The following is a 12,849-nucleotide window of genomic DNA, read 5'->3' on the forward strand; positions in this document are numbered from 1 at the left end:
ATCGAGAGGCGTGCGGCCCAAACCGCGGGCAGATGGCACGCAGGAAGCCCGGACTAATAAGATGGCATTGAAATCCCCCGCGTTTCGTAGAAAATTTCCGTTGCTGGTAACCGGCAGTCTGCTGGCCATGCAACCCTTCGCCACCTCATTCGTGGTCGCCGCGGAACAGTATGACTGCTCAGTCTCTGCTTCGGGTGCCTGGGATTGCGCGCCGAAAACCGCCGCAGCCCCATTGCCACCGCGCCCGGTGCATGACGGCGCTGCGGTCAGCTCGGCCAACAGCACGGCGCAGGCCGAAGCTGGTGGCACTGCCGCGGCCGAACCCAAGACCGCACTGGTCACAGAATCCAAGGGCCGTGGCCTGCGCTCACGCAGCGCCGACTACAGCCACTTGGACTGGGTACCTCGCGAAAAGTTGACCGCAGCCCAGTTGGCCGAAACCGGTCCTTATTGCGGCGGTGCGTACATCGAGCCGACTCGTCCTGGCATGAACGACAAGACGAACAAGAGCGATGCGCCCACCTTCATCGGTGCCAAGGCCTCTCGTTACGAGCAGGAACAACAAGTCGCGACCCTGGCAGGTGACGTCGTCATGCGCCAGGGCAGCATGCAGCTTGAAGCCGAAGAAGCCAGCCTGTACCAGGCCGAAAGCCGCGGCGAGCTGAACGGCAACGTACGACTGCGTGACAACGGTGCGCTGATCGTCGGCGACCACGCCCAGGTTCAGTTGGACACCGGCGCGGCCCAGATCGACAACGCCGAATACGTGCTGCACAAGTCGCGTATCCGCGGTAACGCGCTGTACGCCAAGCGCGCCGAAAACGCGATCATCCGTCTCAAGGACGGTACGTACACCACCTGCGAGCCGGACAGCAACGCCTGGCAGCTTCGAGGCAACAACATCACGTTGAACCCAGCCACCGGTTTCGGTACGGCCACCAACGCGACGTTGCGGATCAAGAACATCCCGATCCTGTACACCCCTTACATCTATTTCCCGATCGACGACCGTCGTCAGTCCGGCTTCCTGCCGCCGAGCTTCAGCACCGGCAGCGAAACCGGCTTCACCCTGGTTACGCCGTACTACTTCAACCTGGCGCCGAACTACGACGCCACGTTGTACCCGCAATACATGACCAAGCGCGGCATGATGATGGAAGGCGAATTCCGCTACCTCACCAAGTCCAGCGAAGGCCAGTTCGGCGGCGCGTACCTCAACGACGACAACGACGAACGCAAACTGCAGACCGATTACGAAAAAACCCGCTACATGCTCAATTGGCAGCATAAAGGCGGGTTGGATTCGCGTGTACTGACCCAGGTCGACTACACCAAAATCAGCGACCCTTATTACTTCCAGGACCTCAAGTCCTATCAGGAGGGTGTCGAGAGCCGGGACTACGTCAACCAGCAGGGCTCCGTGAGTTATCGCGGCGACTCCTACCAGGCGCGCTTGAATGTCCAGGCTTACCAGCTGGCCACGATCTCCCAGATCACACCGTATGACCGACTGCCACAGATCACCTTCAATGGTCAGCTGCCATACCACCCAGGTGGTTTGAACTTCAGCTACGAAACCGAAGCAGTTCGGTTTGAACGCAGCCTGGAAAGCGGCAACTTTATCAATGAAAACGGTGATTCCGAGCGTCGCCTGGACACTTACGTCAACGGTCTGACCCGTGCAAACGGTACTCGCCTGAACGTAGCGCCAGCCGTTTCATACCCGATGAACTGGACCTACGGCTTTGTGACGCCGAAGCTCAAGTACGTCTACACCAAGTACGATCTTGACCTGGACAACAAAGGCAAGAACGACATCATCGCTGCACAAGCTGCAGCCGCGACAGCTGGCACCCAATATGCCGGCGGCACGTTCAAAAGCTCTCAGGATCGCGCAATTCCTGTAGCCAGCGTCGACAGCGGCCTGTACTTCGATCGCAATACCAACTGGTTCGGCAAAGACTATCGCCAGACCCTTGAACCGCGCGCGTTCTACCTGTACGTGCCGAACAAGGACCAGGCCGATATTCCGGTGTTCGACACCAGCGAGTACTCGTTCAGCTACGCGTCATTGTTCCGCGACAACCGCTTCAGCGGCTCCGACCGTATCGGCGACGAAAACAAGCTGTCTCTTGGCTTGACCAGCCGCTGGATCGAAGAAAACGGCTTCGAGCGTCAACGCGTGTCCGTGGGCCAAGCTGTGTACTTCAAGGATCGTGAAGTTCAACTGCCGGGTATCCTGGCCGCCGACCGTGCCGATGCACAGTCCGACGTGTCCCCGGTTGCCCTGGACTACGAGTTCCGCTTCAACCGCGACTGGCGCGCCACGGCCGACTACAACTGGGACACCGAAGAGCACAGCCCTCGCTCCGGCAGCGCGATGCTTCACTACCAGCCGGAAGACAACCCGAACAAGATCATCAACGTTGGTTACCGCTATCGTAACGACCAGGTTGTCTACAACCAGTTGACCGGTAAGTGGCAGTTCGGTGGCGACTACGGTCAGCCAGGCGACCCGAACTACGTGAAGGATTACTACAAAATCCAACAACACGACTTCTCGATGATGTGGCCGATCATTCCTCAGTGGAACCTGATCACCCGCTGGCAGTATGACTACGCACGCAACCGTACCCTGGAAGCCTTTGGTGGTTTCGAGTACGACAACTGCTGCTGGAAACTGCGCGTCATCAACCGTTACTGGGTTTCCAACGACGAATACAGCCAGATCGCCCCGCTGAACGAAAAGGGTGACCACGGGCTCTTCCTGCAGATCGTCCTCAAAGGACTCGGCGGCCTGACCGGCGCCAAGGTAGAGAGCTTCCTCGACAAAGGCATTGAAGGTTATCGTGAACGTGAAGACCAAGCTTTCTGATTGTCTGCGCCCGCTAGTGCTGGGCGCACTGTTCCTGGGGACCGCATCGGCACACGCTGCGGTTCAACAGCTGGATAAGGTAGTGGCCATCGTCGATAACGACGTGATCATGCAGAGCCAACTGGACCAACGGGTCAAGGAAGTTCAGCAAACCATCGCCAAGCGTGGCGGTGGTGTACCGCCTACCAGCGTCCTGGACCAACAGGTACTTGAACGCTTGATCGTCGAAAACCTGCAACTGCAGATCGGTGATCGTTCCGGTATTCGTATTTCGGACGAAGAGCTGAACCAGGCCGTCGGCACCATCGCTCAACGCAATAACATGAGCATCGACCAGTTCCGCTCAGCCCTGGCCCGCGACGGTCTTTCGTACGAAGACGCCCGCGACCAGATCCGCCGCGAGATGATCATCAGCCGTGTGCGTCAGCGTCGTGTTGCCGAGCGAGTGCAGGTGTCCGAGCAGGAAGTGAAGAACTTCCTGGCCTCCGACCTGGGCAAGATGCAGCTTTCCGAAGAACTGCACCTGGCCAATATCCTGATCCCGACCCCGGACAGTGCCAACTCCGAGCAACTGAATGCGGCGGCGGCGAAAACCCAAGCTATCTATGATCGCCTGAAAGGCGGTGCTGACTTTGCTCAGATGGCCATTGCCCAGTCCGGCAGCGACAACGCCCTTGAAGGCGGCGATATGGGCTGGCGTAAAGCCGCTCAACTGCCACCTCCGTTCGACCGTGAACTGAGCGCCATGGAAGTGGGCGGTATCACCCAGCCAGCCCGCACCCCAGGTGGCTTCATTATCCTGAAGTTGCTGGAACGTCGCGGTGGCGAGACCTCGCTGAAAGACGAGGTTCATGTTCGTCATATCCTGGTCAAACCAAGCGAAATCCGTACCGAGGCGCAAACCAAGGAGCTGGCCCAGAAGATCTATGACCGCATCGAAAGCGGTGAAGACTTCGCCACCTTGGCCAAGAGCTTCTCGGAAGACCCAGGTTCAGCCCTCAACGGCGGCGACCTGAATTGGATCGATCCGAAAGCGCTGGTGCCCGAGTTCCAACAGGTAATGGCCGATACTCCGCAAGGCGTACTGTCCAAGCCGTTCAAGACCCAATATGGCTGGCATGTACTGGAAGTCCTTGGCCGCCGCGCCACTGACAACACCAGCCAGGCCCGCGAGCAACAAGCGCTGAACGTACTGCGTAACCGCAAGTACGACGAAGAGCTGCAAACCTGGTTGCGTCAGATCCGTGACGAAGCCTACGTGGAAAACAAGCTGCCAGGCGCCGAGCAAACAGGCACCGACCAGGCAGCACAGTGAAACCCCAGCGTTTCGCGGTAACACCCGGCGAGCCGGCCGGCATTGGTCCAGACCTTTGCCTGCTGCTCGCCTCGCAGCCTCAGCCATACCCCCTGATTGCCATTACCAGCCGCGACCTGCTCCTTGAGCGGGCCGCGCAACTCAGTGTGGCTATCAACTTGGTGGACGTGGCGCCGGGCAACTGGCCTGATCTGCCGGCGCCCGCAGGCAGCCTCTATGTGTGGGACACCCCGCTGCAGGCCAAGGTGGTTGCAGGGCGACTGGACAAGGCCAATGCGGCGTTCGTGCTCGAAACCCTGACTCGTGCGGGGCAAGGCTGCATCGACGGTGACTTCAACGGCATGATCACCGCACCGGTCCACAAGGGCGTGATCAACGAATCCGGCATCGCCTTTTCCGGCCACACCGAATTCCTCGCCGAACTGACACACACTGAACAAGTCGTGATGATGTTGGCCACACGCGGCCTGCGTGTCGCCCTGGTGACTACGCACCTGCCGCTGCGTGACGTCGCAGACGCCATCACCGCCGAACGCGTGGAGCGCGTCACGCGCATCCTGCACGCCGACCTGCAGCAAAAATTCGGCATCGCTCAACCGCGTATCCTGGTCTGTGGGCTCAACCCCCATGCAGGTGAAGGCGGGCACTTGGGCCATGAAGAAATCGACATCATCGAACCAACCCTGGAGCGTCTGCGCCAAGAAGGCATGGACCTGCGTGGCCCACTGCCAGCGGACACTCTGTTTACCCCCAAATATCTGGAGCACTGCGACGCAGTGTTGGCGATGTACCATGACCAGGGGCTGCCGGTGCTGAAATACAAAGGCTTCGGCGCCGCCGTCAACGTGACACTGGGCCTGCCGATCATCCGCACCTCCGTCGACCATGGCACTGCCCTGGACTTGGCGGGCAGCGGCAAGATCGATACCGGCAGCCTGCACGTGGCCCTGGAAACCGCCTATCAGATGGCCGAGACCCGTATATGACTGAGCATTACCAACACCGGGCGCGCAAGCGCTTCGGGCAAAACTTCCTGCACGACGCTGGCGTGATCGACCGCATCCTGCGCTCCATCCATGCCAAGCCCGAAGACCGCCTGCTGGAAATCGGCCCAGGCCAGGGCGCATTGACCCAAGGCCTGCTGGCCAGCGGTGGCCAGCTGGACGTGGTTGAACTGGACAAGGATCTGATCCCTATCCTCAACCAGCAGTTCGCCGGAAAATCCAACTTCAACCTGCACCAGGGCGATGCACTGAAGTTCGACTTCAACTCCCTCAACGCCGCGCCTAACAGCCTGCGCGTGGTCGGTAACCTGCCGTACAACATCTCCACACCGCTGATTTTCCACCTGCTGAACAACGCCGGGATCATCCGCGACATGCACTTCATGCTGCAGAAAGAAGTGGTGGAACGCCTGGCCGCAGGCCCAGGTGGTGGTGATTGGGGCCGTCTGTCGATCATGGTTCAGTACCACTGCCGCGTTGAACACCTGTTCAACGTGGGTCCGGGTGCATTCAACCCGCCGCCAAAGGTCGACTCGGCCATTGTTCGCCTGGTACCGCATGCTGTTCTGCCCCACCCGGCCAAGGACCACAAGTTGCTGGAACGTGTCGTGCGTGAAGCGTTCAACCAACGCCGCAAGACCCTTCGCAACACGCTCAAGGTCCTATTGAGCCAAGCTGAAATCGAAGCCGCCGGCGTCGACGGTAGCCTGCGTCCCGAGCAACTGGACCTGGCCGCGTTCGTGCGCCTGGCAGACCAGCTTGCCATCCAGCCTGCTCCAGCAGTCGACTGAAGCACCCAGGCATGGCCAGACACATGTCTGGCCTAGTGCCCACCTCTTGGCCTAGACTGATCCGCATCTGCTGTCCTCCGCTTTTGCTTTTAAGGCCTCTTGCATGTCCGATCCTCGCTACCAGATCGACGTCAGCGTCGTGACCCGCTTCCTGGCGGACCAATCGCAACCTGAACAGAACCGCTTTGCCTTTGCCTACACCATCACGGTGAAGAACAACGGGCAGGTGCCGGCCAAGTTGCTATCACGCCATTGGGTAATCACCGACGGTGACGGCCAAGTGGAAGAAGTGCGCGGCGCAGGCGTGGTTGGCCAGCAACCGCTGATCGACATTGGCGCCAGCCACACCTACAGCAGCGGCACGGTGATGACCTCCAAGGTCGGCACCATGCAAGGCTCGTATCAGATGAAAGCCACCGATGGCCAACTGTTCGACGCCATCATCAAGCCATTTCGCCTTGCCGTACCGGGAGCCCTGCACTGATGGCGACCTACGCAGTCGGCGACCTGCAAGGCTGCCTGGAGCCTCTCAAGTGCCTGCTTGAGCGCGTGGGCTTCGACCCGGCCAATGATCGGCTTTGGCTGGTCGGTGATCTGGTCAATCGCGGCCCCGAGTCCCTGGAAACCCTGCGCTACTTATATAGCCTGCGTGATTCCCTGGTGTGTGTGTTGGGCAACCATGACCTGCACCTGTTGGCGGCCGGCAATAATATCGAGCGCCTGAAAAAGGGCGACACCCTGCGGGAAATTCTCGAAGCGCCCGACCGAGCCGAGCTGCTCGACTGGCTGCGCCGGCAAAAGATCGTGCATTACGACGAAGGCCGCAACATGGCCCTCGTGCATGCGGGTATCCCGCCGCAATGGACGCTGAAGAAAGCCCTTAAGTGCGCAGCCGAAGTCGAAAGTGCCTTGGCCGATGACAGCCTGTACACCACCTACTTGGACGGCATGTACGGCAACGAACCGGTGAAGTGGGATAACGACCTGACGGGCGTCGCCCGCCTGCGGGTGATCACCAACTACTTCACGCGCATGCGCTTCTGTACCGCCGAGGGCAAGCTGGACCTCAAGAGCAAAGAAGGTGCCGACACCGCCCTGCCCGGTTACAAGCCGTGGTTTGCCCATAAGGAACGCAAGACCCGTGATACGAAGATCATCTTCGGCCACTGGGCCGCCCTGGAAGGCAAGTGCAACGAACCCGGCGTATTCGCCCTCGACACCGGTTGCGTGTGGGGCGGCGCCATGACCCTGATGAACATCGACACTGGCGAGCGCCACAGCTGCCAGTGTGAATCTCCCCTTCCCATTACACTGCCGGCTGCCGCCAAGCGCTAGACGCTAAGCGCCGCCAAGACAAGGAGCCCGCCATGAGCGAATTCAAACGTATCCCTCCCGAACAAGCCCAAGCCCTGCGCGAGCAAGGCGCGGTGGTGGTTGATATCCGCGACCAGCCTACTTACTCGGCAGCCCATATCACCGGCGCCCAGCATCTGGATAACGTTAACATCGCCGACTTCATCCGCGCCGCCGACCTCGACGCGCCACTGATCGTGGCCTGCTACCACGGCAATTCCAGCCAGAGCGCCGCCGCCTACCTGATCAGCCAAGGCTTCTCCGACGTCTACAGCCTGGACGGTGGTTTTGAGCTGTGGCGTACGACCTATCCTGCAGAAATTTCTTCGGGCGATTCGCAATAAATATTTTCAAACCCCGCTACCCCGCGTGACGCTTGGGCTCGCGCCGTTTCTGACGAACGGCGCAGGCAAACTAATTGCGTATCACGCCTTGACCTCCCAGATTCCGAACTATCCTTAAGCGCAGGCCATCCGAATCAGGGGAGAGCCGGTACACCGGCGTGCGGGTCATCGGTAGCGTTTAGGGTGTTCTGGGGGGAAAACGGCCATTGGCGATCGTCAATGACTGCCAGCATCGACTGATAGATCCGGCGTCGGCTCCACGTATCGAGCGAGGTGACGACGTCATGAGTATCTTTAGCCACTTCCAACAACGCTTCGCGTCCACACAGCAGGAAGAACTCACGCTGCAAGAGTATCTTGAGCTGTGCAAGCAGGACCGCAGCACCTACGCATCTGCCGCCGAGCGCCTGCTATTGGCGATTGGTGAGCCGGAGCTGGTGGAAACCGCCAATAATTCGCGCCTGTCGCGAATATTCTCCAACAAGGTGATCCGCCGCTACCCGGCCTTTGAAGACTTCCACGGAATGGAAGAATGCATTGATCAGATCGTCTCCTACTTCCGCCATGCCGCCCAAGGCCTGGAAGAGAAGAAACAGATCCTCTACCTGCTCGGCCCTGTCGGCGGCGGTAAATCGTCCCTGGCCGAAAAGCTCAAACAGCTGATCGAGAAAGTGCCCTTCTACGCGATCAAGGGCTCGCCGGTCTTCGAGTCGCCACTGGGCCTGTTCAACGCCACGGAAGATGGCGCGATCCTCGAAGAAGACTTCGGCATCCCACGCCGCTACCTCAACACCATCATGTCGCCCTGGGCCACCAAGCGCCTGGCCGAGTTTGGCGGTGACATCAGCCAGTTCCGCGTGGTGAAACTCTACCCCTCGATCCTCAACCAGATCGGCGTTGCCAAGACCGAGCCGGGCGATGAGAACAACCAGGATATTTCGGCGCTGGTGGGCAAGGTCGATATCCGCAAACTCGAAGAATTCCCGCAAAACGACGCCGACGCCTACAGCTACTCGGGCGCACTGTGCCGGGCCAACCAAGGCCTGATGGAATTCGTGGAAATGTTCAAGGCTCCGATCAAGGTGCTGCACCCACTGCTTACCGCGACCCAGGAAGGTAACTACAACAGCACCGAAGGCTTGGGCGCGATTCCGTTCACCGGGATCCTGCTGGCCCACTCCAACGAATCGGAATGGCACACCTTCCGTAACAACAAGAACAACGAAGCCTTCATCGACCGGATCTACATCGTCAAGGTGCCTTATTGCCTGCGAGTCAGCGATGAGATCAAGATCTACGACAAGCTACTGTTCAACAGCTCCCTGGCGAAGGCCCATTGCGCACCCGACACCCTGAAGATGCTCGCCCAGTTCACCGTGCTGTCGCGCCTCAAGGAGCCGGAGAACTCGAACATCTACTCGAAGATGCGCGTGTACGACGGTGAAAACCTCAAGGACACCGATCCTAAAGCCAAGTCAATCCAGGAATACCGCGACACGGCAGGCGTGGATGAAGGCATGAACGGCCTATCGACGCGCTTTGCGTTCAAGATCCTGTCCAAAGTCTTCAACTTCGACCCGCACGAGATCGCCGCCAACCCGGTGCACCTGCTCTATGTGCTGGAGCAGCAGATCGAACAGGAACAGTTCCAGGCGGAAACCCGTGAACGCTACCTGCGCTTCCTCAAGGAGTACCTCGCGCCGCGCTACATCGAGTTTATTGGCAAGGAAATCCAGACCGCGTACCTGGAGTCCTACAGCGAGTACGGCCAGAACATTTTCGACCGCTACGTGCTGTATGCGGACTTCTGGATCCAGGACCAGGAATACCGCGACCCGGAAACCGGCGAGATCCTCAACCGCGTAGCCCTCAACGAGGAATTGGAAAAGATCGAGAAACCCGCTGGCATCAGCAATCCGAAGGATTTCCGCAACGAGATCGTCAACTTCGTACTGCGTGCCCGCGCCAACAACAACGGCAAGAACCCTACCTGGCTCAGCTACGAGAAGCTGCGGGTGGTCATCGAGAAGAAAATGTTCTCCAACACCGAGGATCTGCTACCCGTCATCAGCTTCAATGCCAAGGCCAGCAAGGAGGACCAGCAAAAACACAACGACTTCGTCACACGAATGGTCGAGCGTGGCTACACCGACAAACAGGTACGACTGCTCTCCGAGTGGTATCTGCGGGTTCGCAAATCGCAGTAAGGCAGCGATAGGCGTGCACTGCCAGGTCATGTGCCTGGCAGTTGACCGCTTGTCTCTAAGCTTCCAGCTCGCCGCTTGAAGCTTGTAACGTGAAGCTGCCCGGAGGGCTCCTCATGAGCTATGTGATCGACCGACGCCTCAATGGCAAGAACAAGAGCACGGTAAACCGCCAGCGTTTCCTGCGGCGTTACCGTGACCACATCAAAAAGGCCGTCGAAGAGGCCGTCAGCCGCCGCTCCATTACCGACATGGAGCATGGTGAGCAAATCAGCATTCCCGGACGGGACATCGACGAACCGGTCCTGCACCATGGCCGCGGCGGCAAACAAACCGTCGTGCACCCTGGTAACAAGGAGTTCACCACCGGCGAACATATCCAGCGACCTCAAGGCGGTGGTGGCGGCAAAGGTCCAGGCAAAGCCGGCAATTCTGGCGAAGGCATGGACGAGTTTGTGTTCCAGATCACCCAGGAGGAATTCCTTGAGTTCATGTTCGAGGACTTGGAATTACCCAACCTCGTCAAACGAAACCTAACCGGTACCGACACCTTCAAGACCGTGCGGGCAGGTATCAGTAACGAGGGCAACCCGTCACGGATCAATATCATCCGTACCCTGCGCTCGGCCCATGCACGGCGTATCGCCCTGTCGGGCAGCAGCCGCGCCAAATTGAAAGAGGCCAAGGAAGAGTTGGCGCGCTTGAAGCGCGAAGAACCGGATAACTTCGGCGATATCCAGGAAATCGAGGCGGAAATCGAGAAACTCAGTGCGCGCATCCATCGTGTGCCGTTCCTCGACACCTTCGACTTGAAATACAACCTGCTCGTCAAACAACCGAACCCCAGTTCCAAGGCGGTGATGTTTTGCCTGATGGACGTTTCCGGCTCCATGACCCAGGCCACCAAGGACATCGCCAAACGGTTCTTCATCCTGCTCTACCTGTTCCTGAAGCGAAACTACGACAAGATCGACGTAGTGTTCATCCGCCATCACACCAGCGCCCGGGAAGTCGACGAAGAAGAGTTCTTCTACTCGCGGGAAACCGGCGGCACCATCGTGTCCAGCGCCCTGAAGCTGATGCAGGAGATCATGGCCGAGCGCTACCCGGCCAACGAATGGAATATCTACGCCGCTCAAGCCTCTGACGGCGACAACTGGAATGATGATTCGCCCATCTGCTGCGACATTCTGATCAACCAGATCATGCCGTTCGTGCAGTACTACACTTACGTTGAAATTACCCCCCGTGAGCACCAGGCCCTGTGGTTCGAATATGAGCGCATCGGCGAAGCTTTTGCCGACACGTTCGCCCAGCAGCAACTGGTCTCGGCCGGCGATATCTATCCGGTCTTCCGTGAACTCTTCCAGCGCAGGTTAGTGACATGACCGCCAAAAAAGAGACTAAGCGCCAACCCATTTCCACCGGCTCCGAGTGGACCTTTGAGCTGATCCAGGCCTATGACAAGGAAATCAGTCGGATCGCGGCGGGTTATGCCCTGGACACATACCCCAACCAGATCGAAGTGATCACCGCTGAGCAGATGATGGATGCCTACGCGTCTGTCGGTATGCCGCTGGGTTATCACCATTGGTCCTACGGTAAACACTTCCTCAGCACCGAGAAGTCCTACACCCGTGGCCAGATGGGGCTGGCCTACGAGATTGTGATTAACTCCGACCCATGCATCGCCTACTTGATGGAAGAAAACACCATCTGCATGCAGGCATTGGTGGTGGCCCACGCTTGCTATGGGCATAACAGCTTTTTCAAAGGCAACTACCTGTTCCGCACCTGGACCGATGCGAGTTCGATCATCGATTACCTGGTGTTCGCCAAGCAGTACATCATGCAGTGTGAGGAGCGCCACGGGATCGACGCAGTGGAGGACTTGCTCGACTCTTGTCATGCCCTGATGAACTACGGGGTCGACCGCTACAAGCGCCCGTACCCGATTTCCGCGGAGGAAGAACGCCTGCGTCAGAAGGAGCGCGAAGAGCACCTGCAGAAGCAAATCAACGACCTGTGGCGCACTATTCCTAAACGCGCCGACAAAAACAGCGACAAGGACAATGCACGCTTCCCCGCCGAACCTCAGGAAAACATCCTATATTTCCTGGAAAAACACGCCCCACTGCTGGAACCATGGCAACGGGAAATCGTGCGCATCGTGCGCAAGATCGCCCAGTACTTTTATCCACAGCGCCAAACCCAAGTGATGAACGAAGGCTGGGCGACGTTCTGGCACTACACGCTCATGAACGACCTGTACGACGAGGGGTTGGTCACCGACGGCTTCATGATGGAGTTCCTCACCTCCCACACCAGTGTGGTATTTCAGCCTGGCTTCGACAGCCCGTATTACAGCGGCATCAACCCTTACGCTCTGGGTTTTGCCATGTACCGCGACATCCGGCGCATGTGCGAACACCCGACCGAAGAGGACCGCCGCTGGTTTCCGGAAATCGCCGGCAGCGACTGGCTGTCCACCATCAAGTTCGCCATGAGCAGCTTCAAGGACGAGAGTTTTATCCTGCAGTACCTGTCACCCCAGGTGATCCGCGACCTCAAGCTGTTCAGCATCCTCGATGACGATCTCAAGGACGATTTGGTGGTCCCGGCCATCCACGATGAGCCCGGCTACCGCATCATCCGTGAAACCTTGGCCGCGCAGTACAACCTGGGCAACCGGGAGCCCAACGTACAGATCTACAGCATTGATGTCCGCGGCGACCGCTCGCTGACCTTGCGTCACCAGCAACATGACCGCAAACCCCTGGGCGAATCCACCGAGGAAGTACTCAAGCACTTACACCGGTTGTGGGGCTTCGACATCCATCTGGAAACACTGCAAGGCGATCAGGTGATGAAAACTCACCATGTTCCACCGCGCAGTGATCACAACGATAACGACTATGGTCGCCTGGACATGGCCGTCGTTCACCTCTGAAACAGCAAAGCCT

The 12,849-nt window shown here is 58.7% G+C and carries 10 protein-coding genes; all 10 read left to right on the forward strand.

Annotated elements, in window-relative coordinates; translation table 11 throughout:
* Positions 1–61: 61 nt before the first annotated feature.
* The gene (locus G9Q84_RS03690; protein ID WP_099601624.1) at positions 62–2,875 is read left to right on the forward strand and encodes an LPS-assembly protein LptD; all 2,814 of its coding nucleotides are present in this window, start codon (positions 62–64) and stop codon (positions 2,873–2,875) included.
* Positions 2,850–4,190: a peptidylprolyl isomerase gene (locus G9Q84_RS03695; protein ID WP_032883854.1), complete on the forward strand. Its 1,341-nt coding sequence runs from the start codon at positions 2,850–2,852 to the stop codon at positions 4,188–4,190. Before G9Q84_RS03690 ends, G9Q84_RS03695 begins: the two co-directional genes overlap by 26 nt.
* Positions 4,187–5,176: a 4-hydroxythreonine-4-phosphate dehydrogenase PdxA gene (gene pdxA / locus G9Q84_RS03700; protein WP_181642907.1), complete on the forward strand. Its 990-nt coding sequence runs from the start codon at positions 4,187–4,189 to the stop codon at positions 5,174–5,176. Before G9Q84_RS03695 ends, pdxA begins: the two co-directional genes overlap by 4 nt.
* Positions 5,173–5,985: a 16S rRNA (adenine(1518)-N(6)/adenine(1519)-N(6))-dimethyltransferase RsmA gene (gene rsmA / locus G9Q84_RS03705; RefSeq protein ID WP_181642908.1), complete on the forward strand. Its 813-nt coding sequence runs from the start codon at positions 5,173–5,175 to the stop codon at positions 5,983–5,985. Before pdxA ends, rsmA begins: the two co-directional genes overlap by 4 nt.
* A 103-nt stretch (positions 5,986–6,088) precedes the next feature.
* Positions 6,089–6,469 carry a Co2+/Mg2+ efflux protein ApaG gene (gene apaG / locus G9Q84_RS03710; protein ID WP_032883857.1) on the forward strand — a complete coding sequence of 127 codons (381 nt, stop codon included), beginning with the start codon at positions 6,089–6,091 and terminating at the stop codon, positions 6,467–6,469.
* Positions 6,469–7,320, forward strand: a complete 852-nt coding sequence (locus tag G9Q84_RS03715; protein ID WP_122681320.1) for a symmetrical bis(5'-nucleosyl)-tetraphosphatase — start codon at positions 6,469–6,471, stop codon at positions 7,318–7,320. Before apaG ends, G9Q84_RS03715 begins: the two co-directional genes overlap by 1 nt.
* A 32-nt stretch (positions 7,321–7,352) precedes the next feature.
* Positions 7,353–7,682 (forward strand): thiosulfate sulfurtransferase GlpE, encoded by a 330-nt coding sequence (gene glpE, locus G9Q84_RS03720; RefSeq protein WP_032883859.1) that lies wholly within the window; start codon positions 7,353–7,355, stop codon positions 7,680–7,682.
* Positions 7,683–7,966: 284 nt separating this feature from the next.
* Positions 7,967–9,889, forward strand: a complete 1,923-nt coding sequence (locus G9Q84_RS03725; protein WP_003194732.1) for a PrkA family serine protein kinase — start codon at positions 7,967–7,969, stop codon at positions 9,887–9,889.
* Between the two features lie 113 nt (positions 9,890–10,002).
* Positions 10,003–11,274: a YeaH/YhbH family protein gene (locus tag G9Q84_RS03730; RefSeq protein ID WP_181642909.1), complete on the forward strand. Its 1,272-nt coding sequence runs from the start codon at positions 10,003–10,005 to the stop codon at positions 11,272–11,274.
* On the forward strand, positions 11,271–12,836 hold the full coding sequence (locus G9Q84_RS03735) for a SpoVR family protein (RefSeq protein ID WP_032883861.1): 1,566 nt from the start codon (positions 11,271–11,273) through the stop codon (positions 12,834–12,836). Before G9Q84_RS03730 ends, G9Q84_RS03735 begins: the two co-directional genes overlap by 4 nt.
* Positions 12,837–12,849 lie beyond the last annotated feature (13 nt).

Source organism: Pseudomonas sivasensis (assembly GCF_013778505.1).
Classification (GTDB): domain Bacteria; phylum Pseudomonadota; class Gammaproteobacteria; order Pseudomonadales; family Pseudomonadaceae; genus Aquipseudomonas; species Aquipseudomonas sivasensis.

Coding starts and splice junctions, on each gene's coding strand:
- G9Q84_RS03715 (WP_122681320.1), top strand. CDS start 6,469: ATGGCGACCTACGCAGTCGGCGACCTGCAAGGCTGCCTGGAGCCTCTC.
- G9Q84_RS03730 (WP_181642909.1), top strand. CDS start 10,003: ATGAGCTATGTGATCGACCGACGCCTCAATGGCAAGAACAAGAGCACG.
- G9Q84_RS03725 (WP_003194732.1), top strand. CDS start 7,967: ATGAGTATCTTTAGCCACTTCCAACAACGCTTCGCGTCCACACAGCAG.
- apaG (WP_032883857.1), top strand. CDS start 6,089: ATGTCCGATCCTCGCTACCAGATCGACGTCAGCGTCGTGACCCGCTTC.
- G9Q84_RS03735 (WP_032883861.1), top strand. CDS start 11,271: ATGACCGCCAAAAAAGAGACTAAGCGCCAACCCATTTCCACCGGCTCC.
- G9Q84_RS03690 (WP_099601624.1), top strand. CDS start 62: ATGGCATTGAAATCCCCCGCGTTTCGTAGAAAATTTCCGTTGCTGGTA.
- rsmA (WP_181642908.1), top strand. CDS start 5,173: ATGACTGAGCATTACCAACACCGGGCGCGCAAGCGCTTCGGGCAAAAC.
- glpE (WP_032883859.1), top strand. CDS start 7,353: ATGAGCGAATTCAAACGTATCCCTCCCGAACAAGCCCAAGCCCTGCGC.